Genomic DNA, 20,922 nt, shown 5'->3' with positions numbered 1-20,922 from the left:
ATGAACCGACTAAAGGAACGTTATGAAAATGAAATTAGTAAGTCATTAATGACTAAATTTAATTATAGTTCTGTAATGCAAGTTCCAGCAATGGAAAAAATTGTTATCAACATTGGTGTTGGTGATGCAGTAAGCAATTCTAAATTATTAGATGAAGCTGTTGAAGAATTAACTTTAATTACAGGACAAAAGCCAGTGATTACTAAAGCTAAGAAATCAATTGCTGGATTTAAATTACGTGAAGGTATGCCAATTGGATGTAAAGTAACTTTACGTGGTGAAAGAATGTATGAATTTTTAGATAAATTAGTAAGTATTTCTTTACCTCGTGTAAGAGACTTCAGAGGTGTACCTAAAAATTCATTTGATGGAAGAGGAAATTATACTTTAGGTGTTAAAGAACAATTAATTTTCCCAGAAATCAATTTTGATAAAGTAAATAAATTAAGAGGAATGGATATCGTATTCGTAACAACTGCTAAAACTGACGAAGAAAGTCGTGAATTATTAGCACAATTAGGAATGCCTTTCCAAAAATAAGGAGGACTTAATTAATGGCTAAAACATCAATGAAAGTTAAACAACAACGTCCTCAGAAATACAAAGTTCGTGAATATACAAGATGCGAACGTTGTGGACGTCCACATTCAGTAATTAAAAAATTTAAATTATGCCGTATTTGCTTCAGAGAATTAGCTTATAAAGGTGAAATTCCTGGTGTTAAGAAAGCAAGCTGGTAAGAAAATACAATCCCAAATGGAAGGAGGACACTGTAAATGGTAACAGATCCAATTGCAGATATGTTAACAAGAATTCGTAATGCGAATCAACAACGTCATGAAGAAGTTGTAATTCCAATGTCAAAATTAAAAGTGCAATTAGCTGAAATTTTGAAAAACGAAGGATTTATTAAAGGATACAAAATTGAAGGTGAAGGTGTCATTAAAAACATCGTAATCACTTTAAAATACAAAGGTAATGATAGAGTAATCACAGGATTGAAGAGAGTATCTAAACCTGGTTTACGTCAATATGCAAAAGTTAACGAAATTCCTAAAGTATTAAATGGATTAGGAATCGTTGTATTATCAACTTCTCAAGGGCTTATGACTGATAAAGAAGCAAGAGCTAAACAAGTTGGTGGAGAAGTATTAGCATATATCTGGTAATCAAAATAAGAAAGCAGGAGGTGTAGCTGATGTCTCGTGTAGGTAATAAAATTATCAATGTACCTGAAGGAGTAAAAGTAGAAATCGCAAATGATAATACTGTAACTGTAACAGGTGCTAAAGGGACTTTAGTAAGACAATTTTCACCATTAATCAAGATTGATATGGATGGAAATGAAATTAAAGTAAACAGAACAAGTGAACAAAAGACTGTGAAACAATTACACGGTACGACAAGAGCATTACTTGCAAACATGATTGAAGGTGTACACAATGGTTTTGAAAAGAATTTAGAAATCGTTGGTATTGGATATCGTGCTCAAATGCAAGGTAATAAATTAGTATTAAATGTTGGATTCTCTCATCAAGTTGAAATTGAAGGTGAAGAAGGAGTTAAGATTGAAACTCCTACTCAAACAACAATTAAAGTATCTGGAATTTCTAAGGAAAGAGTTGGAGAAATTGCTGCAAGAATTAGAGCAGTTAAGAAACCTGAACCTTATAAAGGAAAAGGTATTAAATATGTTGGTGAAAGAATTATTAGAAAAGAAGGTAAAACTGCTGGTAAAAAGTAGTTAAAAAATAAGGAAGGAGCTATTAATCATGGCTAAAACTATGTCAAGAAACGAATTACGTAAGAAACGTCATGCTAGAGTACGTAGAAAAATTAGCGGAACTCCAGAATGTCCTCGTTTAAATGTATTCCGTTCAAGCTCTCATATCCATGCCCAAATTATTGATGATGTAAACGGAGTAACTTTAGTTGCTGCATCTTCAGTAGATATGAAACTAGCAAACGGTGGAAATGTAGAAGCTGCTACTCAAGTTGGTAAAGAAATTGCGAAAAGAGCTATCGCTAAAAATATTGAAAATGTAGTATTCGATCGTGGAGGTTATATTTATCATGGTCGTGTGAAAGCACTAGCTGAAGCTGCTAGAGAAGCTGGATTGAAATTCTAATAGGAGGTTAAAGAATGGAACAACGTAAACCAAGAGAAAATGGGCCAAGAAGAAACGGACCAAGAAAAAATGGACCTAGAAGAAATGGACCTAAAGTTGAAAAAGAATTCGAAGAACGTGTTGTTACTATTAACCGTGTTACAAAAGTTGTAAAAGGTGGACGTAAATTCCGCTTTGCTGCATTAGTCGTAATCGGTGATAAAAAAGGCCGCGTTGGATTCGGAACTGGTAAAGCAAACGAAGTACCTGATGCTATTAGAAAAGCATCTGAAGCAGCTAAGAGAAATGTCATTAATGTACCAATCGTTCATGGAACTATTCCTCATGAAATTAATGGTATGTTTGGATCAGGGCATGTATTTGTAAGACCTGCTTCTGAAGGTACAGGAATTATTGCAGGTGGTCCAGTTCGTGCTGTTGTTGAATTAGCAGGATATTCAGATATTATTTCTAAATCTTTAGGATCTAGAACTCCAATCAACATGGTTCGTGCAACTATGGAAGGTTTGAAATCATTAAAAACTGCTCAACAAGTTGCTGAATTAAGAGATAAAAAAGTTGAAGAAATTTACGGATAGGAGGAGCGTAAGAAATGGCAAAAGAAAATAAAGTTATCATTACGCTTGTAAAAAGTCCAATTGGTTCTAAGAAAAATCAAAAGGATACTCTTAAAGCGTTAGGTTTAACAAAAATGCACAAATCAGTAGAAAAAGTCAACAATGAAATTATTCAAGGTATGATTAGAACTGTTGAACACCTTGTTAAAGTTGAAGAAAGTAAATAGGAGGTGTAAACATGAAGCTACACGAATTACAATATACTGAAGGAGCACGTAAAGAAAGAAAACGTGTTGGTCGTGGAACAAGTTCAGGTACTGGTAAAACAGCTGGTAAAGGACAAAAAGGTCAAAAAGCAAGATCTGGTGGAGGAAAGAAACCTGGTTTTGAAGGAGGACAAACACCTTTATTCATGCGTTTACCAAAACGTGGTTTCACTAACTTCAATAGAGTAGAATACGCAATCGTTAATGTAGAAGCCTTAAACAGATTTGAAGCTGGTAGTGTTGTAGATATGGCTGCATTAAAAGAATGCGGATTAGTTAAAAAAGAATTAGACGGATTAAAAGTTTTAGGTGACGGTAAGTTAGAAGTTGCTTTAACTGTTAAAGCTCAAAAATTCTCTAAGTCAGCTGTTGCTGCTATTGAAGCTGCAGGTGGAAAAACTGAGGTGATCTAAGATGTTAAACTTTTTTAAGAATGTTTTTAAAAAAGGTGAATTACGTCGTAGGGTTATCTTTACACTAGGGATGTTATTTGTATTCCGTTTGGGAGCTGCTATTACAATTCCATCTATTAATGCTGATGCATTAACAGCTGGAGCTACAAATACAGGAATCCTTGGAATTATGAACATGCTTGGTGGTGGGATGCTAGAAAGATTTTCAATCTTTTCATTAGGAGTTTCTCCTTATATTACAGCATCTATTATTATTGAGTTGTTATCTATGGATGTTATTCCTGTTCTTGCGCAATGGCAAAAGGAAGGGAATACTGGTAAAAAGAAAAAGGATAAAGTGACACGTTATGTAACTTTAGTCTTAGCTGCTGTTCAAGGTGGTTCATTAACATATGCGTTTGATAAAGTATACAATATTTTGAATTCTTCATCAATTTGGACTTATGTTTATGTTGTGATTATCATGATGGCAGGAAGTATGTTAGCAATGTGGATTGGTGATCAAATTACTCAAAAGGGTGTTGGAAACGGAACTTCATTGTTAATCTTTACTGGAATTGTTTCAAGTTTACCAGCTAATTTTATTACAACATTCAATAATTTAGTTACATTTGATAGTGGAACTCAAACAATGATTCTTGGTATACTATGGTTTGTATTATTCGTTATTGTCTATTTGGCAATTGTTATCTTTGTTGTCTTTAACGAAGGAGCAGTTAGGAAAATACCAATTATGTATGCTACAAATTCAAATCCAACAATGAGAACCAAAGATACAACACATATGCCTATTAAAATTAATAGTTCAGGTGTGTTACCTGTTATCTTCGCTTCGTCAGTGTTGGCAGCACCAAGAACAATCATTAGTTTTGTAGGAACTACAGACAATAATGTACTTAAAACAATCGATTCAATGCTAAATTATCAAGAACCATTTGGTTTCTGTTTATACTTAGTGATGATTGTGTTATTTGCATTCTTCTATTCTAATTTACAAATTGATTCACATAAGATTAGTGAAGATTTGAAAAAGAATGGTGGAGCAATTCCTGGTGTAAGAACTGGGTTAGATACTGAAAAATTCATTAGTACTGTTTTAAATAGAGTTACTGTTGTGGGTTCAATATTCTTAGTAATTATTGCAGCCATTCCAATTATGACTCCAGTGATCTGGTCACAGACTGCTAATGCTTCATTAACATTAGGAGGAACTGGATTAATTATCATTACTGGTGTTGCTTTGGAAACAACAAAACAAATTAAAACTTTGATTACTCGTAAAGAGTATCATGGATACATTAGAAAGTAGTATAATAAAGGAGTGTATGTCAATGAACATTATTTTAATGGGGCCTCCTGGTGCTGGTAAAGGGACTCAAGCCACTAAACTTGTTAACAAGTATGGGTTGACACAAATATCTACTGGAGACTTATTCAGAAAAGCATTAAGTGAACAAACAAAGTATGGTGTTATTGCAAAATATTTTATGCAATTTGGGCACCTTGTACCAGACGATTATACGATTGAAATGGTAAGGGAATACTTAAAAGAAAATACATTTGAAAATGGATTTATTTTAGATGGTTTCCCAAGAACAATAGTTCAAGCAAGAGAGCTTGAAAGTATTGCAAAGGAATTCAACTTTACAATTGATGCTATTGTTAATTTAGATATTCCACAAGAAAAACTTGTAACAAGATTATCTGGTAGAAGAACTTGTAAAAAATGTGGAGCTACTTTCCATGTTGAATTCAATCCACCTAAAGTTGAAGGTGTATGTGACAAATGTGGTGGAGAATTGTATCAAAGAGATGATGAGAGTGAAGAAGCTGTTACAATCAGACTTGATACTTATAACAAACAAACAAAACCTTTAATTGATTATTATACAATGAAAGGAACAATCATTAATATTAATGGTGACCAACCTATGGAAGACGTCTTTAAAGACATTGAAAAAAGCTTGGAGGGTAAATAATGATTGTTACTAAAGACCAAAGAGAAATTGAATTAATGAGAGAAGCTGGTCGCATTGTTGGACTTGTTCATGATAAACTCAAAGATTATATTAAACCAGGGATAACAACTCAGGATATTAATCAATTTTGTGAGAAGATAATTCGTGATGCAGGAGCTACGCCATCTTTCTTGAATCTTTATGGTTTTCCTGGTGCTGTTTGTACTTCAATTAACGAAGTTGTAGTGCATGGTATTCCGAGTAATCGTAAACTTAAAGAAGGTGACATTATTTCAGTGGATGTTGGTGCATGTTACAAAGGCTATCATGGCGATAGTGCTTGGACATATGCTGTTGGTCAAATTAGTGATGAAGCTGCTCATTTGATGAAAGTGACAGAGGAATCATTATATGCAGGTCTTGCACAAGTGAAGCCTGGCAATCGTTTATCTGATATATCTCATGCTGTGCAAACTTATCTAGAAAGTCATGGCTGTTCAACTCCTAGAGACTATACTGGTCATGGGATTGGAACACAAGTTCATGAAGATCCAGCTGTGCCTAACTATGGTGCACCGGGTCGTGGACCTAGATTAAAAGAAGGTATGGCTCTTGCTATTGAACCAATGGCACATTTAGGTAGATGTGAAACAGATGTCTTAGATGATGATTGGACAGTAGTGACAAGAGACAAATCTCTTGCAGCTCATTATGAACATACTATAGTCATTACAAGTGATGGGTATGAGATTTTGACAAAACTTTAAAAGGGAGTTATAATCAATGGCAAAAAAAGATGACGTTATTGAAGTAGAAGCAACTGTTCTTGAAACGTTACCAAATGCGAAGTTCAAGATAAAGTTGGAAAATGGAGCGGTTATAGATGCTCACGTTTCTGGTAAAATCCGTATGAATTACATTCGCATTTTACCGGGGGATAAAGTAACCGTAGAAATTTCTCCATATGATTTAACACGTGGGCGAATTACATTTAGACATAAATAGGAAATCTTCCAAAAGGAGGTAAAGATTAAGATGAAAGTAAGACCATCTGTAAAACCAATATGCGATAAATGCAGAGTAATTAAACGTAAGGGTAGAGTAATGGTGATCTGTGAAAACCCTAAACACAAACAAAGACAAGGTTAATAGGAGGAAGTAAAACATGGCTCGTATAGCAGGTGTTGATATCCCACGTGATAAACGTGTGGTAATTTCTTTAACATATATTTACGGTATTGGAAATACTGTTGCAAAGAAAATTTGTGAAGCAACTGGTATTAGTGAAGATACAAGAGTTAAAGATTTAACTGAAGAAGAAGAAGGAAAAATCAGAAAAGAAGTTGAAAAATATAAAGTTGAAGGTGATCTTCGTAGAGAAACTGCATTAAACATTAAACGTTTAATGGAAATCGGAAGCTATAGAGGTATCCGTCATCGTAAAGGACTTCCAGTTCGTGGACAAAAAACAAAGACTAATGCGCGTACTCGTAAAGGTAAAGCTCGTCCAATTGCTGGTAAGAAGAAATAGGAGGTTGAGCGAAAATGGCAAAAGCAAGAACAAATACTCGTGGTAAAAGACGTGTTAAAAAGAATATAGCAAAAGGTGTTGCACATGTACATTCAACTTTCAATAACACAATTGTTACTGTAACTGATGAACATGGAAATGTCTTAACTTGGTCTAGTGCAGGTGCACTTGGATTCAAAGGTTCAAGAAAATCTACTCCATATGCTGCTCAAATGGCTGCTGAAGCAGCTGCGAAAGCATCAATGGATCATGGTATGAAAGCTGTAGACGTATGTGTTAAAGGTCCTGGTCCAGGGCGTGAAGCTGCAGTAAGAGCTTTACAAGCTGCTGGATTAGAAGTTACATCTATTAATGACGTAACACCAATTCCACATAACGGGTGTCGTCCACCAAAACGTCCTCGTGGATAATGAAGTAAACTAGTAGTTATTTCTAAGTGAGGAGGGAAATAATGCAAAAGTTTGAAAAAGCAAATTTTAATGTCGCAGAGTATGATGAAAATGATTTCTACGGTAAGTTTGTCATTGAACCACTTGAAAGAGGGTTTGGAACAACTTTAGGGAACTCTTTACGTAGAGTACTTTTATCATCTATCCCTGGATGTGCAGTACATGCTGTAAAAGTTCAAGGAGCAATCCATGAATTTTCTGCAGTAGATGGTGTAGTGGAAGATGTCACTTCTATTATTTTAAATATTAAGAAATTAGTATTTACTGTAGATGGTGATGATGATGTCACTATGATTATTGATGTAAAAGGCCCTGCTGTTGTAACAGGTGCAGATATTCAATGTCCATCAAATGTAACTATGATTTCAAATGACTTAGAAATCGCTCATGTTGCTGAAGGAGCACATTTCTATATGGAAATGTATGCACATAGAGACAGGGGATACATGAGTGCAGATCAAAACAAAAAATTGATCAATACAATCGGTGTCATTGCAACTGACTCTATTTATTCACCAGTTGTTAAAGTAGCCTATGATGTTGAACCAACACGTGTAGGACAAAGCGCTAAATATGATCAATTAACATTAGAAATCACAACTGATGGTTCAATTCAACCACATGAAGCTTTAGCGTTAGCTGCTAAGATTTTAGTGGAACATTTAAATATGTTTGTTGAATTAACTGATATGGCAATGAACATGGAAGTTATGAGCGAAACAGAAGAAGATACAAGTAATAAAGTATTAGATATGACAATTGAAGAATTAGACTTATCTGTACGTTCTTATAACTGCTTAAAGAGAGCTGGAATTCAAACAGTTCAAGAACTTGCTGCTAAGAGTGAGGACGATATGATTAAAGTACGAAACTTAGGTAAGAAATCTTTAAAAGAAGTTAAAGAAAAATTAGTAGAATTAGGATTAGGTTTTAGACCTGTTGATTAATCCTGAGAAAATATTGGAAGGAGCACTAATCTATGGCACAAAATAGAAAATTAGGGCGTGTATCATCTCATAGAAAAGCAATGTTACGTAACTTAGCTACAGATGTTATCATGTATGGAAAAATCGAAACGACTGCAACAAGAGCTAAAGAAGTTCGTTCAATCGTAGATGAATTAATTACTTTAGGAAAACGTGGAGATTTACATGCAAGAAGACAAGCTGCTCAAGTATTACAAGATGTTGTAGATCCTGCAACTGGTAAAACTGCAGTTCAAAAATTATTTGACGAAGTTGCACCTAAATATGCAGATAGAAATGGTGGATACACTCGTGTGTTAAAAACTTATAATCGTAAAGGTGATAATGCACCAATGGCTATTATTGGATTATTCTAATAGGGCTTAAGTGGTAGAATTGAATTCTATCACTTTTTTTTGTAAACTTTATTAACAAAAATCATATATATACATACTTTATTTTGTTAATACTATTCAAACATGCTTTTAAAAACTATCTATTAAAATAAAATAAGCATAGAATAACAGTGTCAAAGGAAAGAGAGGATGATATATATGAAAACAACAGAACAAATTATAGAAGAGGCAAGAGCATCTTATGAAAGACATTTTAAAGATGCACAAGCAAGAATGACTCCTAAGAGTGATGATGTTGTCTTAGATAAAGAAAAATTGACAGAAGAAGTGAAAGATTTGGAAATCAAAGAAGAAAAGAAACATAATTCTTTAGAAGTTCTAAGAGAACAGGTTGTCCATGAAGCTGAAGTGTCATTTCATAAAATATTTAAAGATGCTAAAGAGGCAAAACCTACACCTCAAATGAGTGTGGATGAAATGTATAAGACATTAGAAGAAGAAAAAGTACGTTTAAGCCAAATGGTTGAGAAGTTAAAAGAAAAACAAATGTCAAAATAAATAATTTAAGTCTATGGAGCAATCTCATAGACTTTTATTATTGAAAATAATACATTGGAGTGTATAATGTTTAAAGAGGTGAAAATATGCTAATTACTCATAAAATTGAAAAGACACATTTTTCTGAGAGTGAAGCCATTATTATTGATTATATTCTTAGAGTCGGAGAAGATATTAAAAATATGTCAATCAATATGATAGCTAAAGAAACATATACATCTGCACCACTATTAATAAGAATAGCAAAGAAACTGGGATTCTCTGGATGGAGTGAATTTAAAGAAGCATATTTAAAAGAATTGGAATATTTATATAATTCTAATGATATTGATGCAAGTATTCCTTTTGTTGTGAGTGATGACTTTATGACAATTGCTCACCATATTAGTCAATTACAAATAGAAACAATTCAGGATACAATGAAATTATTAGATCATGATCAATTATATTATGCTATGCGGCTTTTGCGAGATTGTGAAGAAATAGATTTATATGGAGTTTCAGATAAAATTCTGTATGCACAGCAATTCGCTCAACAAATGTGTTTTATTCATAAGAATGTTCATGTTTGTAGTTTACCTGCTGATGCTAAAATGCTTGCTGCTATGAGTCATTCAAAGCATTGTGCAATCCTTATTTCATATTCTGGAGAAACAGACTTCATATTAAGAATTGCAAAAATTCTCAAGAAGAAGCAAACACCTATAATTGCAATAACATGTATTGCTGATAACGATTTATCACAATTAGCAGATGTAACTTTAAGAATGTCTTCAAGAGAAATGTTGCATACAAAGATTGGTGATTTTGCTACATCACAATCAGTGAAATGTATTTTGGATATAATATATGGATGTGTTTTTTCTTTGGATTATAAAAATAACTTAAATGAAAAAATAAAAATTGCTAAAGAAATAGATGATAGAGTTTCTGGCTTTGAATATATTGATGAAGAATAAGGAATAAAGTGTGGGATTTTTGTAAAAATCCCTTTTCTTATTGATTGGGTTGACAAGTGTTGATAATCATACTAAAATTGAACTACTTGGAGGAAATACCATGGAAAAAATAATTGAAATTAAAAATTTATCTTTTGAATATGAAATAGGTGTCAAGACAATTGACAATATCTCTTTTCGTATTGAAAAAGGTTCATATACAACGATTTTAGGACATAATGGAAGTGGAAAAAGTACTATTGCTAAATTATTAATGGGACTTCTAGAAAAAAAGAGTGGAGATATCATTGTTGGTGGTATGACTCTTACTGAGGAGACTTTAGCAGATGTAAGAGGTCAAATCGGAATTGTTTTTCAAAATCCTGATAATCAGTTTATTGGAGCAACTGTTAGAGATGATATTGCATTTGGTTTAGAAAATACATGTGTTGAACCAACACTGATGGATGATATTATTAATGAGTATGCTCAGAAAGTGAATATGTTAGAATTTCTTGACCATGAGCCAACAAAATTGTCTGGAGGACAAAAGCAACGTGTTGCTATTGCTGGTATTCTAGCAATGAGTCCATCAATTATTATATTAGATGAAGCTACAAGTATGCTAGATCCTAAAGGTCGTCATGAAATTAATGCATTAGTTCATCAGTTAAATAAAGATAGAGATATAACAATTTTATCAATTACTCATGATATTGAAGAAGCAGCTTTATCTGATTATGTTATTTTATTAAGTGATGGACATGTCATTGATAGTGGGAAACCAGAAGAAGTATTAATGAAGCAAGAAGAAATTGAAAGTTTATCTTTAGATGTGCCTTTTGCTTATAAAATATCAAAAGGATTACAACAACAAGGAATAAAAATAAATCAATATATTGATAGAGAGAAGTTGGTGAGAGAATTATGTCAATACAATTTAAAGAAGTAGAACATATATATAGTGAAAATACACCGTTTTCTTATCATGCATTAAAGGGTGTAAATCTGGATATTAAAGAAGGAAGTATGACAGCGTTGATTGGACATACAGGAAGTGGTAAGTCAACACTTATTCAACATATTAATGCTTTGTTATTGCCTACAGCAGGTGAAATACATATTGGTGATATTCTCATAAGTGCTACTGATAAACCTGAAACCCTTAAACCATTAAGAAAAAAAGCTGGACTTGTTTTTCAATTTCCTGAATATCAGTTGTTCGAAGAAACAATATTAAAAGATATTATCTTTGGACCAAAGAATTTTGGAATGAGCGAAGAGGAAGCTATCAAAGTCGCTAAAGATACATTAAAACTTGTGGGATTAGATGAGTCTTATTTAGAACGTTCACCTTTTGATCTTTCTGGAGGTCAAAAACGTAGAGTTGCAATTGCTGGAATTCTTGCAATGAATCCCGAAATTCTTATTTTAGACGAACCGACAGCAGGTTTAGATCCACAGGGTGCTCAAGAAATGTTACAATTATTTAAAAAGATTAATCAACAAGGAAAAACAGTATTACTTGTCTCTCATGATATGAATCAGGTATTAGAGTATTGTGATGATGTTGTTGTCATGAATAAAGGGCGAGTAGAAAGACATGTGACAGTAGATGAACTTTTTAAAGAAACAGAATATTTAACATCTTTAAGTATTGATTTGCCAATTATCACATCATTTATTTTGAAATTAAATCAAGGTGGATTTGATATTGATCCTTCTATTAAAGATATAGATGAATTATTAAAAGTTATAGGAGGTCAGATCAATGAATAATATGATGTTTGGTAAGTATTTACCATTAGATAGTTTTGTTCACAAATTAGATCCTCGTCTAAAGATTGGATCATTGCTATTATTGCTTATTGCAGTATTTTTTGATGCTGGTTTTATAGGTTATGCACTTTTAGGAATATTTGTTATCATTATGGCTATATTTTCTAAAATCAAAGTGAGTCAAATTGTAAAAGCAATTAAACCAATGCTATTTATGATGGCGTTTTTAATGATTTTCAATCTTTTATTTATTCAAAAAGGAAATTTAGTATTTTCATTTTGGATTATCAAAATATATGATCAAGCATTATTACAAACTGCCTATATATTTATTAGATTAGTATTGATTATTATTATGACGACTATCTTGACAGCAACAACGAAACCTTTAGATTTAACATTAGGTATAGAACATCTTCTTTCTCCATTTAAGAAAATAGGATTTCCTACACATGAAGTTGCGATGATGATTTCAATTGCTTTAAGATTTATTCCAACACTATTAGAAGAGACTCAAAGAATTATGAAAGCTCAGGCTAGCCGAGGTGTAGAATTCTCAGAAGGAAGTTTAAAAGAAAAAATTATGTCTATTGTTTCTTTGATTATACCATTGTTTATATCAGCTTTTCAAAGAGCTGAAGATTTAGCAAATGCTATGGAAAGTCGTAATTACAATCCAGAGGCTAAAAGAACAAGATATAAGCAGCTGCACTGGCGTTTGGCTGATACTCTTTCTTTTATCTGTGTTTTGATTATGTGTACAACAATGGTTGTTATGAGTATCGTTTTATGAGAGTAAAATGTATCGTAAGTTACGATGGAAGCAAATTTCATGGCTTTCAAGTACAGGATAAAGAAAGAACAATACAAGGTGAAATTCAAAAGGCGTTAAGGAAAATAAATGAGGAAGAAGTGGTTATTCATGCATCTGGAAGAACTGATGCAAAGGTTCATGCTGTACATCAGGTTTTTCATTTTGATACAAAAAAAGAATTACCTCCACAACAGTGGAAAAGAGCCATTAATCATTTCATGCCAAATGATATATATATATTAGATGCATGTTATGTGCATGAAGATTTTCATTCACGTTATAGTGCAGTTAAGAAAGAATATCGTTACTTATTAAATACAAAAGAATATAATCCATTTGAAACAAATTATATATTTCAATATGGTAGACCATTAGATATTGCGAAAATGAAAGAAGCAACTGAAATCTTTATAGGTGAACATAATTTTGCATCTTTTTGTAGTTATGATCAATATGGTAATACGATTCGTACTTTATATTCTTTTGATATAGAAGAGAATGATGGAATCATTACATTTCGTTTAATAGGTAATGGGTTTAGAAGATATATGGTGAGGCACCTTGTTGGTGGAATTATTCAAGTAGGTGCAAATCGTATTTCCAGAGAAATATTGTCAGAAATGTTAGAAAGTTGTGGAAAAAAGAAATGCTTATTTAAAGCAAAACCACAAGGGTTATATTTACAAGAGGTATATTATGAAGAAAGTTAATTATCATACACATACATATCGCTGTGGGCATGCCAATGGTAATGAAGAAGAAATGATTCAGGCAGCAATTGAAATGGGAATAGAGGATCTTGGTATGTGTGGTCATGTCCCATTACCACATTACCGCAAGCATCTTATTCAGTCTATTCCATCAATAAGAGGTCTAAGAAGTCTATTAGGACTTATAAGAGCGTTTATTAAAAATGGACCTGGGATGCGAATGCCTTATAAGCAATTAGAAGACCATCTTGATATTTTAAGGACGTGTCAAAAAAAATATGAAGATCAAATTCATATATATAAGGGTTTTGAAGCAGAAGGACTTGAAGAATATTACAATTATTATCAAACATTATTATATGAACATAAAGTTGATTATCTTATTTTAGGACATCATTTTCATAAACATTGTATTCATAATTATTATTATGGAAAAGAAAAGATGACAAAAAAAGATATTTATCTCTATTGTAATGAAGTTGAGAAAGCATTAGAAACAGGCTTGTTTAGTTATTTAGCCCATCCAGATTTATTCTTAATAGGATATAATCGTTTTGATTTGGATGCTCAAACTGTATCAAGAAGAATATGTGAAAAGGCGAAAGAATTAAATATCCCTTTAGAAGTTAATGCTGGTGGAATGAGAAGAGGGGTAAAAAAGATTAACAATGAAAGTATTTATCTTTATCCTAATACACATTTTTGGAAAATCGCGAGTGAAGTTGGAAATGATGTTATTTTAGGATTTGATGCTCATGATCCTTCTGATTTTAATAATGCAATGTATAATCAGATGATGAGATTTGTTAATGAGCATCAATTGCATGTTATTGATCATTTTGAATTTTTACAAGGTAATTTTGAAAAGTATCAGGCAGAATATGACATTAGATAGGAAGAATAAAAATTCTTCCTATTTTTGCAACTATTTGGTCCAGTTATTTGTTTTATAAGTGAATGGGGGAATTATAATGGGTGATAGAATTTTATTAGGAAAATCATTTGATCATATTGTGATGGAATATAGTGATATGGTCACAAGAATATGTATACTGAATCTACGGAATTCTCAAGATGCGAAAGATTGTTTTCAAAATATTTTTATTAAATTATATTAAAGTGATAATCAATTTCAAGATACTCACCATTTAAAAGCCTGGCTTATTAGAGTATCTGTAAATGAATGTAAAAATTATCGTAGAAGATTTTATAAGCAAACTATAGATATTGACAAAGTCGTGCTTCCCCAACATCAAGAAGAAGTTGTCCTATTACCCGAAGTTCTTAAATTACCCTTTCGCTATAAAAATATATTATATCTATTTTATTATGAAGGGTACAAGATTAACGAAATTTCAGTGATGTTAAATATGAATGAAAATACAGTAAAGTCACATTTAAAAAGAGGAAGGGATTTATTAAGAAAAAAGGTAGGTGAATTTTATGAATAGATTTCATGAATTTAATTGGATAAGGACACCATCTGATTGGAGAGACATTGATTTTCAAAAATATCAATACAAGAAAAAAAGTTATATGTCTTATAAGATTGTATTGTCAATATTATGTGTCATTATAGTTGCTTCATCAATAGGCATTGTTTATGCCTATAATGAAACATTTAGAGTGTGGATACAACAACAATTTTTTAATAAAGATATAGAAATTATTCCACAAGTACAAACATCTAAAAATTTTGGAATCGAAGAATATTTCCTATATTATTATCATGAAGTAAATAATCAAGAAATTATAGACGAAGTTTATGCATTTGATAATGGTCGATATGTATTACAAGAAATTCAGCATAAAGAGGGAACATATAATTCACAATCCTATTCTTTTGATTATGTCAATTATAAGGACAAGATAATGACTTTTCATACAAAAGGATACTATTCATATGGATTAAGTCAACTTAATGGGAACCTTATCTATTTTGGATCTATTGATAATAATTTGTGTTCTTTCAATATGAAAACAAATGAAATACAAACAATAACAAATGATCAACTATCAGTTAATTTCTCTATGTCTCCTCAAAAAACATTCATACTTATTAATAAAAGTGATCAGTATTGGACAGTTTACAATACGAAGACTAAACAAGAAAAAAGAGTTGATTCTATTAATCCATATGCTCATAATAATGAATATAATTTTATAAGTGACAATCTATTAGTCACATATGATGATAATTTAGAAACAATTATCATAGATTTAAATTCATTAGATGTTATAAATTTAAATGTACAATGTCTATATCCAACAGTTTCTACATTTACAATATCATTTGATATCAATAAAACAACTATTTATGATCATTATTTAAATGAGCAATATAGTATTGATATGGATTTAGGAAAATATGATTATAGTATAGCTGATAATCACTATTTACTATTTAATTCTTTTGAAGATCAAAAAATAGTTATTGTTGATTTTAGAAAAAGGATGTATAAGGTCTTAGATTATTTTGGAACAAATCAAATTATTGATGGATTTGTTATTGATAATGAATATTTTATTATCTATAATGGCAAAGATTATTACATTGTTGAGTTGAATCAAATATTTTGATTTTCTATATTTGAAACTCAAACCAAAATTATATTGACAAAATCAGCGATATTGCTATAATAAGAAGTGCCTTATTTTAACGTTTGTAGCCCCGGAAACTACAGGAGGATCAAAAATGAGACAAACAACTATGGCTAAAGAAGCCACAATTGAACGTAAATGGTACGTTGTTGATGCTGAAGGTTTGACTTTAGGTCGTTTAGCATCAGAAGTAGCAACTGTATTAAGAGGAAAACATAAACCAACATTTACACCACATGTAGATACTGGTGATTATGTTATTATTATTAATGCAGAAAAAGTAGTAATGACTGGTAAAAAACTAGATACAGTTAAATACTATCATCACACTGGATGGATTGGTGGTTTAAAAACAAAAACTGCTCGCCAATTCCAAGAATCAAATCCAACAGGATTTGTTGAAGCAGCTGTTAAGGGTATGTTACCTCATAACACACTTGGAAGAAAACAAGGGATGAAATTATTTGTGTACACTGGTAGTGAACATCCACACGCAGCACAAAAACCAGTAGAAATGAAAATCAAGGGATAGGAGGACGAGAGATAAATGGCTAATGTACAATACAGAGGAACTGGACGTAGAAAGTCTTCAGTAGCACGTGTTATTTTAACACCAGGTGCTGGAAAAATCGTCATCAATGGTAGAGATGCAAAAGATTATTTACCATCTGACGTATTATTAATGATCGTCAACCAACCACTTGAATTGACTGGAACAACTGGTAAGTTTGATGTGTCTGTTAATGTTTATGGTGGAGGATACAGCGGACAAGCTGGAGCTATCCGTCATGGTATTTCTAGAGCTTTATTAGAAGCTGGTTCTGATTATAGACCAGTATTAAAAGCAGCTGGATTATTAACTCGTGATGCACGTGTTAAAGAACGTAAGAAATACGGTCTTAAAGCAGCTCGTAGAGCACCACAATTTAGTAAGAGATAAAAATTCAGTTTTTTATCTACAAAATCGCAATGATTTTATGAAAAAGACCCTGAAAAGGGTCTTTTTTGTTATGATTTTCCTAAAAAAAGAGAAAATTTTTATAATATAAAATTAGTAGGTACCAAATAGGTAACAAATAAGCAACAAAATAGTCATATTTACGTAGAGTAATATCTGTTATAATTCCTCCATGAAAGATGGAGTTAAATGAAAGTAGAAAATGGATTGGGCGGTATTGTAAAGCTTGCTGGAAAAAGAAGAAATGCCTTATATGATTCGCTATACCAATGGCTATATTATTAATGGTGTCACAGATAAGAAAGAATAGGTTTTTGAAGCGATTGGGTATGCAGCAACAATAAAAGAAGCTAAGAAGATAAGAGAGGATTTTAATAAAAGGGGAAGATGTGATTTAGGATTCACATTTTCTGATATATATGAAAAGTGGTCACAAGAACATTTTAAAATGGTTTCTCCTTTTTATATCAATGCTACAAAAGCAGCTTATAAGTGTTGTGAAGAGTTATACAATGTAGTTTTTTCATCAATTCAAGAAAATCAGTTACAAAAAGTATTAGATAATAGTGGAAAAAATTATCCAACTGTTAGAAAGGTTCAATTAACGTTTTCACAATTATATAAGTTTGCTATGAAAAACGAAATATGCAAAAATGACTTATCCTTAAAATTAAATACTCAGAAATTCAAGGATAGAAAATGGGAGAAAGTAGTGGATAAGGTTATAAGTACTGATGATATAAATATATTATGGGTGATGAAAGAAAATAATTACGTCCAAATGATATTGATCATGATCTATACTGGTGTGACAGTGGATGAATTTATTTCTTTAAAAAAGGAAAATGTATATTTAGATAAACGGTATATAGAAATCGTAGGTACCAAATCACAAAAAAGCAAAGGGATACGTATTGTACCTGTATCTCATAAAATAGAGTCATTCATCGAAAAAAGAATGAACAATAATATGAATAATGAATACTTATTTACTACAGATAAAGGGAGAAATTTTAAATATAGAGATTTCAAAGATTCTTATTTTGATATGGTTATGAATGATATGGAATGGAATTACACACCAATGTATTGTAGGAATACTTTTAGAAGATTACTTGCAAAAGAAAAAGTAAGTCCGTTTTTAATTAAAAAATTAGTGGGCACTAGAAGTCAAATGAGTATAACAGAAAAAGTTTATATCCATCCCGAGATAGAAGTGCTTATTGATGCAATTGATAAATTATGACATAATGATATTTAATCATTTAGATAGAAAGTAGAGAATATTTATGAGAAAAAGACCAAATGGATCAGGATCAATTGTCAAAATCAAAGGTAGACGTAAACCATATAGAGCAGTTGTTACATCTGGGTATACTGTTAATGGAAATGGAAATAAAAAACAGATTCGAAGATTGTTGGGGTATTTTCCGAATTATTATGCTGCACAAGAAGCTATAACTCAATTTCATGAGAAAATGAATGGCGTAGAAATAGAATATGTTACATTTGAAGATTTATATAATAAGTGGAAAAAGGATACTTTTCATTTATATACAAAATTAACGATTTATAGTTATGAACATGCCTATAGTATGTGTGATATTTTATATTCAAAGTATATGGAAGATATAACAGTATTTGATTTACAAAATGTAATTGATGAATGTGAAAAAAATTATCCCATATTGAAACAGGTTAAGACTTTATTTAAGCAATTGTATAGCTATGCTCTATGCTACAATTATATTTCAGATAATCGTTCAAAATACATTGATTTAAGAATGTATAAAATGAATTATAAACCTAGAGAAATTAAAAGGTTTACTGGTGAACAAATTAACTTAATATGGAACAACTATACAAATAAGTTTGATGAAATTGTTTTAATGTTAATTTATACTGGGGTTAGAATTTGTGAGTTACTTAATTTACATAAAAAAGATGTTAACTTAAAAGAGAGATATTTTAAAGTAGAAGATAGTAAAACAAGTAGTGGTATTAGAGTAGTACCAATAGCAAATAAAATACTACCGTTTTTTGAAGAATGGTATAGTTCTTCTAATGATGCAAATGAATTTTTGATACATGATGATGAAATGATGCAAATTCTATATGGAAAGTTTATTTCTAATTATTATAAGCCATTTATGAAAAGATTAAATATAGATTTAATGCCACATAGCTGCAGGCATACATGTGCATCATTACTTTCAGATGCAAAAGTTGAATTAAGTGTTATTCAAAAAATATTAGGACATAAACAAGAAAAATATGACCCATATATTTATCACGATATTAAAGACTTAATAGATGCTATAGATAGAATATAAATCATAGTAAATTAAAACAGCAATAATTTGAGAGAAAATCTCATTTATTTGTTGTTTTTTTTAATTATTGGCATATAATATAAATAGGAGGCGATTAAAATGTTGATTCAATTTAATTTTAAAAATTTCAAATCTTTTAGAGATGATGCTACACTAGACTTATCTGCAACTAAGATAAGTGAGTTTAATGATAGAGTAATAGAATTAGGAAACGAGAAGATACTTCCAGTTGCTGCAATATTTGGTGCTAACGCAAGTGGAAAATCCAATATACAGCAGGCTTTTTCCTATATGGTTTATTATGTTATGCGCTCTTTTGCATTTGGTGGCGATGCTGATGAAAAAAAGAATAAAAGTGAATTTATGCAGCCAACACCATTTTTATTTGACACTTCGAGCAAAGATGCACCATCAACGTTTGAAGTTTATTTTATAGGTGATGAAAATGATAAGTGTAGACAGTATAATTATGGATTTAGTGTGGATAGTAAAGGCGTTTGTGAAGAATGGCTTAATGTTTGTGCGAAAAGTGCAAGAGGAAAATTTAAACCATTGTTTTACAGAAATAGAGAGAGTGATGAATTAGATTTAAGTGGTTTACCTAAGAAAACTCATGACAACATTAAGACTTCACTACAGAATGAAACTCTTATTGTATCTCTAGGTGCAAAATTAAAAGTTGAAAAACTTAAGTATATTCGTGACTGGTTTTTAAAACATGAAATGGCTGATTTTGGTGATCCGTTTGAAAACCTATTCCTTTCCAGATATACACCAGAAGGTTTTTCAGATAATGAGAATGTTAGAAAAAAAGTTGTTGATTACTTTTCTTCTTTTGATGATTCTATTATTGACTTTAAGGTAGAAAAGTTGAAAGATGATGATGACGATAATGAACATTTGAAAATCAATACAGTACACAGATTAATTAATTCTGATGAAACTGTCACTTTACCTTTGCAGGAGGAATCAGCAGGAACATTAAAAATGTTTGCTTTATACCCTTCTTTACAGGAAGTCATGGAAACAGGTGGTGTTTTATTTGTGGATGAATTAAATTCCAGACTTCATCCATTACTTGTGAGAAACTTTTTAATCAATTTTCTTGATCCAACTATTAATAAAAATCATGCTCAAATTATTTTTACCACTCATGATTCATGGACATTATCAAATAATTTATTAAGAAGAGATGAAGTTTGGTTTACAGAAAAAGATAATAATGGTATTTCATCATTATACTCATTAGCTGATTTTGTAGACGAAGATGGCCAAAAAATAAGAAAAGATGAGAATTATGAAAAAAATTATCTTTTAGGTAAGTATGGGGCAATTCCAGAATTGAAGTCAATGATGGTGATGGAGGATGATTAGTTTATGGGAAGGGAAGATAGACGAGGTAAAAGAAAATCTAGAGAACAATCTAGAAAAAGAAGAGTTCCAGAATTGGGATATTATTATATCGTAACTGATACTGATCAGACAGAAAAGAATTATTTAGAAGGATTAAGAGATTCCATACCAGAAGTATTGAAAGGGAAAATTGTGATAAAGGTTACAAAATCAAGGACAGTCGATTTAGTGAAAACATGTAAAGAGGGAGCATT

At 31.3% G+C, this 20,922-nt stretch carries 33 protein-coding genes; all 33 read left to right on the top strand.

Features of this window, described 5'->3' with window-relative positions; genetic code table 11:
- The gene (rplE, locus tag BN350_RS17595; protein WP_028044768.1) at positions 1 to 540 is read left to right on the top strand and encodes a 50S ribosomal protein L5; all 540 of its coding nucleotides are present in this window, start codon (positions 1 to 3) and stop codon (positions 538 to 540) included.
- 14 nt (positions 541 to 554) lie between these two features.
- Complete coding sequence (locus tag BN350_RS17590; protein WP_008790806.1) at positions 555 to 740, top strand: type Z 30S ribosomal protein S14; 186 nt, start codon at positions 555 to 557, stop codon at positions 738 to 740.
- Between the two features lie 36 nt (positions 741 to 776).
- Positions 777 to 1,169 (top strand): 30S ribosomal protein S8, encoded by a 393-nt coding sequence (gene rpsH / locus BN350_RS17585; protein WP_028044767.1) that lies wholly within the window; start codon positions 777 to 779, stop codon positions 1,167 to 1,169.
- A 29-nt stretch (positions 1,170 to 1,198) separates the two neighbouring features.
- Complete coding sequence (gene rplF / locus BN350_RS17580) at positions 1,199 to 1,744, top strand: 50S ribosomal protein L6 (protein WP_028044766.1); 546 nt, start codon at positions 1,199 to 1,201, stop codon at positions 1,742 to 1,744.
- Positions 1,745 to 1,772: 28 nt separating this feature from the next.
- Positions 1,773 to 2,129, top strand: a complete 357-nt coding sequence (rplR, locus tag BN350_RS17575) for a 50S ribosomal protein L18 (RefSeq protein WP_028044765.1) — start codon at positions 1,773 to 1,775, stop codon at positions 2,127 to 2,129.
- Positions 2,130 to 2,143: 14 nt separating this feature from the next.
- Positions 2,144 to 2,707 (top strand): 30S ribosomal protein S5, encoded by a 564-nt coding sequence (rpsE, locus tag BN350_RS19750; protein ID WP_028044764.1) that lies wholly within the window; start codon positions 2,144 to 2,146, stop codon positions 2,705 to 2,707.
- A 14-nt stretch (positions 2,708 to 2,721) separates the two neighbouring features.
- Positions 2,722 to 2,913, top strand: coding sequence for a 50S ribosomal protein L30 (gene rpmD / locus BN350_RS17565; protein WP_028044763.1), 192 nt, complete (start codon positions 2,722 to 2,724; stop codon positions 2,911 to 2,913).
- Between the two features lie 11 nt (positions 2,914 to 2,924).
- Entirely contained in the window at positions 2,925 to 3,365 is a 441-nt protein-coding gene (gene rplO / locus BN350_RS17560) for a 50S ribosomal protein L15 (RefSeq protein WP_028044762.1), read from the top strand.
- 1 nt (position 3,366) lies between these two features.
- Positions 3,367 to 4,674 (top strand): preprotein translocase subunit SecY, encoded by a 1,308-nt coding sequence (secY, locus tag BN350_RS17555; protein ID WP_028044761.1) that lies wholly within the window; start codon positions 3,367 to 3,369, stop codon positions 4,672 to 4,674.
- Between the two features lie 22 nt (positions 4,675 to 4,696).
- Positions 4,697 to 5,344 (top strand): adenylate kinase, encoded by a 648-nt coding sequence (locus BN350_RS17550; RefSeq protein ID WP_028044760.1) that lies wholly within the window; start codon positions 4,697 to 4,699, stop codon positions 5,342 to 5,344.
- Complete coding sequence (map, locus tag BN350_RS17545; protein ID WP_028044759.1) at positions 5,344 to 6,090, top strand: type I methionyl aminopeptidase; 747 nt, start codon at positions 5,344 to 5,346, stop codon at positions 6,088 to 6,090. The genes BN350_RS17550 and map overlap by 1 nt, the downstream gene beginning before the upstream one ends.
- A 16-nt stretch (positions 6,091 to 6,106) precedes the next feature.
- Positions 6,107 to 6,328 (top strand): translation initiation factor IF-1, encoded by a 222-nt coding sequence (infA, locus tag BN350_RS17540; protein ID WP_028044758.1) that lies wholly within the window; start codon positions 6,107 to 6,109, stop codon positions 6,326 to 6,328.
- A 30-nt stretch (positions 6,329 to 6,358) separates the two neighbouring features.
- The gene (rpmJ, locus tag BN350_RS17535; protein ID WP_006505646.1) at positions 6,359 to 6,472 is read left to right on the top strand and encodes a 50S ribosomal protein L36; all 114 of its coding nucleotides are present in this window, start codon (positions 6,359 to 6,361) and stop codon (positions 6,470 to 6,472) included.
- A 16-nt stretch (positions 6,473 to 6,488) separates the two neighbouring features.
- Positions 6,489 to 6,854 carry a 30S ribosomal protein S13 gene (gene rpsM / locus BN350_RS17530; RefSeq protein WP_028044757.1) on the top strand — a complete coding sequence of 122 codons (366 nt, stop codon included), beginning with the start codon at positions 6,489 to 6,491 and terminating at the stop codon, positions 6,852 to 6,854.
- A 14-nt stretch (positions 6,855 to 6,868) separates the two neighbouring features.
- Positions 6,869 to 7,264, top strand: coding sequence for a 30S ribosomal protein S11 (gene rpsK, locus BN350_RS17525; RefSeq protein ID WP_028044756.1), 396 nt, complete (start codon positions 6,869 to 6,871; stop codon positions 7,262 to 7,264).
- Positions 7,265 to 7,305: 41 nt separating this feature from the next.
- Positions 7,306 to 8,250, top strand: coding sequence for a DNA-directed RNA polymerase subunit alpha (locus BN350_RS17520; protein WP_028044755.1), 945 nt, complete (start codon positions 7,306 to 7,308; stop codon positions 8,248 to 8,250).
- Between the two features lie 32 nt (positions 8,251 to 8,282).
- Positions 8,283 to 8,645, top strand: coding sequence for a 50S ribosomal protein L17 (gene rplQ, locus BN350_RS17515; protein ID WP_028044754.1), 363 nt, complete (start codon positions 8,283 to 8,285; stop codon positions 8,643 to 8,645).
- Between the two features lie 177 nt (positions 8,646 to 8,822).
- On the top strand, positions 8,823 to 9,182 hold the full coding sequence (locus tag BN350_RS17510; protein WP_028044753.1) for a hypothetical protein: 360 nt from the start codon (positions 8,823 to 8,825) through the stop codon (positions 9,180 to 9,182).
- Positions 9,183 to 9,268: 86 nt separating this feature from the next.
- Positions 9,269 to 10,141, top strand: coding sequence for a MurR/RpiR family transcriptional regulator (locus tag BN350_RS17505; RefSeq protein ID WP_028044752.1), 873 nt, complete (start codon positions 9,269 to 9,271; stop codon positions 10,139 to 10,141).
- A 100-nt stretch (positions 10,142 to 10,241) separates the two neighbouring features.
- The gene (locus BN350_RS17500; RefSeq protein WP_028044751.1) at positions 10,242 to 11,072 is read left to right on the top strand and encodes an energy-coupling factor transporter ATPase; all 831 of its coding nucleotides are present in this window, start codon (positions 10,242 to 10,244) and stop codon (positions 11,070 to 11,072) included.
- Complete coding sequence (locus BN350_RS17495; RefSeq protein WP_028044750.1) at positions 11,048 to 11,899, top strand: energy-coupling factor transporter ATPase; 852 nt, start codon at positions 11,048 to 11,050, stop codon at positions 11,897 to 11,899. The genes BN350_RS17500 and BN350_RS17495 overlap by 25 nt, the downstream gene beginning before the upstream one ends.
- Positions 11,892 to 12,692: an energy-coupling factor transporter transmembrane component T family protein gene (locus tag BN350_RS17490; RefSeq protein WP_028044749.1), complete on the top strand. Its 801-nt coding sequence runs from the start codon at positions 11,892 to 11,894 to the stop codon at positions 12,690 to 12,692. The genes BN350_RS17495 and BN350_RS17490 overlap by 8 nt, the downstream gene beginning before the upstream one ends.
- Entirely contained in the window at positions 12,689 to 13,423 is a 735-nt protein-coding gene (gene truA / locus BN350_RS17485) for a tRNA pseudouridine(38-40) synthase TruA (protein WP_028044748.1), read from the top strand. Before BN350_RS17490 ends, truA begins: the two co-directional genes overlap by 4 nt.
- Positions 13,410 to 14,318: a histidinol-phosphatase gene (locus BN350_RS17480; RefSeq protein WP_028044747.1), complete on the top strand. Its 909-nt coding sequence runs from the start codon at positions 13,410 to 13,412 to the stop codon at positions 14,316 to 14,318. Before truA ends, BN350_RS17480 begins: the two co-directional genes overlap by 14 nt.
- Positions 14,319 to 14,394: 76 nt before the next feature.
- Positions 14,395 to 14,541 carry an RNA polymerase sigma factor gene (locus BN350_RS21550; RefSeq protein WP_231385323.1) on the top strand — a complete coding sequence of 49 codons (147 nt, stop codon included), beginning with the start codon at positions 14,395 to 14,397 and terminating at the stop codon, positions 14,539 to 14,541.
- A gap of 120 nt (positions 14,542 to 14,661) precedes the next feature.
- Positions 14,662 to 14,874 (top strand): RNA polymerase sigma factor, encoded by a 213-nt coding sequence (locus BN350_RS21545; RefSeq protein WP_231385322.1) that lies wholly within the window; start codon positions 14,662 to 14,664, stop codon positions 14,872 to 14,874.
- Positions 14,867 to 16,003 (top strand): hypothetical protein, encoded by a 1,137-nt coding sequence (locus tag BN350_RS17470; protein ID WP_028044746.1) that lies wholly within the window; start codon positions 14,867 to 14,869, stop codon positions 16,001 to 16,003. Before BN350_RS21545 ends, BN350_RS17470 begins: the two co-directional genes overlap by 8 nt.
- 115 nt (positions 16,004 to 16,118) lie before the next feature.
- On the top strand, positions 16,119 to 16,556 hold the full coding sequence (gene rplM / locus BN350_RS17465) for a 50S ribosomal protein L13 (RefSeq protein ID WP_028044745.1): 438 nt from the start codon (positions 16,119 to 16,121) through the stop codon (positions 16,554 to 16,556).
- Between the two features lie 15 nt (positions 16,557 to 16,571).
- Positions 16,572 to 16,964 (top strand): 30S ribosomal protein S9, encoded by a 393-nt coding sequence (rpsI, locus tag BN350_RS17460; RefSeq protein WP_028044744.1) that lies wholly within the window; start codon positions 16,572 to 16,574, stop codon positions 16,962 to 16,964.
- A 466-nt stretch (positions 16,965 to 17,430) separates the two neighbouring features.
- The gene (locus BN350_RS19740; protein WP_044600454.1) at positions 17,431 to 18,228 is read left to right on the top strand and encodes a tyrosine-type recombinase/integrase; all 798 of its coding nucleotides are present in this window, start codon (positions 17,431 to 17,433) and stop codon (positions 18,226 to 18,228) included.
- 43 nt (positions 18,229 to 18,271) lie between these two features.
- A complete protein-coding gene (locus tag BN350_RS17450; protein ID WP_044600453.1) occupies positions 18,272 to 19,315 on the top strand; it encodes a tyrosine-type recombinase/integrase in 1,044 nt (347 codons plus the stop codon).
- A 99-nt stretch (positions 19,316 to 19,414) separates the two neighbouring features.
- The gene (locus tag BN350_RS17445) at positions 19,415 to 20,689 is read left to right on the top strand and encodes an AAA family ATPase (protein WP_028044742.1); all 1,275 of its coding nucleotides are present in this window, start codon (positions 19,415 to 19,417) and stop codon (positions 20,687 to 20,689) included.
- Between the two features lie 3 nt (positions 20,690 to 20,692).
- On the top strand, positions 20,693 to 20,922 hold a 230-nt coding region (locus BN350_RS17440), incomplete at its 3' end, for a hypothetical protein (RefSeq protein WP_028044741.1).

It is taken from the genome of Candidatus Stoquefichus massiliensis AP9 (genome assembly GCF_000455285.1).
Taxonomy (GTDB): domain Bacteria; phylum Bacillota_I; class Bacilli_A; order Erysipelotrichales; family Coprobacillaceae; genus Stoquefichus; species Stoquefichus massiliensis.
Note: the sequence above shows the minus strand (reverse complement) of the source record. Positions and strands in the feature narration are given on the sequence as shown.

Coding starts and splice junctions, on each gene's coding strand:
- rpsH (WP_028044767.1), top strand. CDS start 777: ATGGTAACAGATCCAATTGCAGATATGTTAACAAGAATTCGTAATGCG.
- BN350_RS17505 (WP_028044752.1), top strand. CDS start 9,269: ATGCTAATTACTCATAAAATTGAAAAGACACATTTTTCTGAGAGTGAA.
- rplQ (WP_028044754.1), top strand. CDS start 8,283: ATGGCACAAAATAGAAAATTAGGGCGTGTATCATCTCATAGAAAAGCA.
- rplO (WP_028044762.1), top strand. CDS start 2,925: ATGAAGCTACACGAATTACAATATACTGAAGGAGCACGTAAAGAAAGA.
- BN350_RS17590 (WP_008790806.1), top strand. CDS start 555: ATGGCTAAAACATCAATGAAAGTTAAACAACAACGTCCTCAGAAATAC.
- BN350_RS17480 (WP_028044747.1), top strand. CDS start 13,410: ATGAAGAAAGTTAATTATCATACACATACATATCGCTGTGGGCATGCC.
- rplE (WP_028044768.1), top strand. CDS start 1: ATGAACCGACTAAAGGAACGTTATGAAAATGAAATTAGTAAGTCATTA.
- BN350_RS17445 (WP_028044742.1), top strand. CDS start 19,415: ATGTTGATTCAATTTAATTTTAAAAATTTCAAATCTTTTAGAGATGAT.
- BN350_RS17550 (WP_028044760.1), top strand. CDS start 4,697: ATGAACATTATTTTAATGGGGCCTCCTGGTGCTGGTAAAGGGACTCAA.
- rplR (WP_028044765.1), top strand. CDS start 1,773: ATGGCTAAAACTATGTCAAGAAACGAATTACGTAAGAAACGTCATGCT.
- rpmJ (WP_006505646.1), top strand. CDS start 6,359: ATGAAAGTAAGACCATCTGTAAAACCAATATGCGATAAATGCAGAGTA.
- rpsE (WP_028044764.1), top strand. CDS start 2,144: ATGGAACAACGTAAACCAAGAGAAAATGGGCCAAGAAGAAACGGACCA.
- rpmD (WP_028044763.1), top strand. CDS start 2,722: ATGGCAAAAGAAAATAAAGTTATCATTACGCTTGTAAAAAGTCCAATT.
- BN350_RS17450 (WP_044600453.1), top strand. CDS start 18,272: ATGAGAAAAAGACCAAATGGATCAGGATCAATTGTCAAAATCAAAGGT.
- BN350_RS21550 (WP_231385323.1), top strand. CDS start 14,395: ATGGGTGATAGAATTTTATTAGGAAAATCATTTGATCATATTGTGATG.
- BN350_RS19740 (WP_044600454.1), top strand. CDS start 17,431: ATGGTTTCTCCTTTTTATATCAATGCTACAAAAGCAGCTTATAAGTGT.
- BN350_RS17510 (WP_028044753.1), top strand. CDS start 8,823: ATGAAAACAACAGAACAAATTATAGAAGAGGCAAGAGCATCTTATGAA.
- BN350_RS17495 (WP_028044750.1), top strand. CDS start 11,048: ATGTCAATACAATTTAAAGAAGTAGAACATATATATAGTGAAAATACA.
- BN350_RS17500 (WP_028044751.1), top strand. CDS start 10,242: ATGGAAAAAATAATTGAAATTAAAAATTTATCTTTTGAATATGAAATA.
- rplF (WP_028044766.1), top strand. CDS start 1,199: ATGTCTCGTGTAGGTAATAAAATTATCAATGTACCTGAAGGAGTAAAA.
- rpsM (WP_028044757.1), top strand. CDS start 6,489: ATGGCTCGTATAGCAGGTGTTGATATCCCACGTGATAAACGTGTGGTA.
- BN350_RS17520 (WP_028044755.1), top strand. CDS start 7,306: ATGCAAAAGTTTGAAAAAGCAAATTTTAATGTCGCAGAGTATGATGAA.
- rplM (WP_028044745.1), top strand. CDS start 16,119: ATGAGACAAACAACTATGGCTAAAGAAGCCACAATTGAACGTAAATGG.
- infA (WP_028044758.1), top strand. CDS start 6,107: ATGGCAAAAAAAGATGACGTTATTGAAGTAGAAGCAACTGTTCTTGAA.
- rpsI (WP_028044744.1), top strand. CDS start 16,572: ATGGCTAATGTACAATACAGAGGAACTGGACGTAGAAAGTCTTCAGTA.
- truA (WP_028044748.1), top strand. CDS start 12,689: ATGAGAGTAAAATGTATCGTAAGTTACGATGGAAGCAAATTTCATGGC.
- secY (WP_028044761.1), top strand. CDS start 3,367: ATGTTAAACTTTTTTAAGAATGTTTTTAAAAAAGGTGAATTACGTCGT.
- BN350_RS17490 (WP_028044749.1), top strand. CDS start 11,892: ATGAATAATATGATGTTTGGTAAGTATTTACCATTAGATAGTTTTGTT.
- map (WP_028044759.1), top strand. CDS start 5,344: ATGATTGTTACTAAAGACCAAAGAGAAATTGAATTAATGAGAGAAGCT.
- BN350_RS17470 (WP_028044746.1), top strand. CDS start 14,867: ATGAATAGATTTCATGAATTTAATTGGATAAGGACACCATCTGATTGG.
- rpsK (WP_028044756.1), top strand. CDS start 6,869: ATGGCAAAAGCAAGAACAAATACTCGTGGTAAAAGACGTGTTAAAAAG.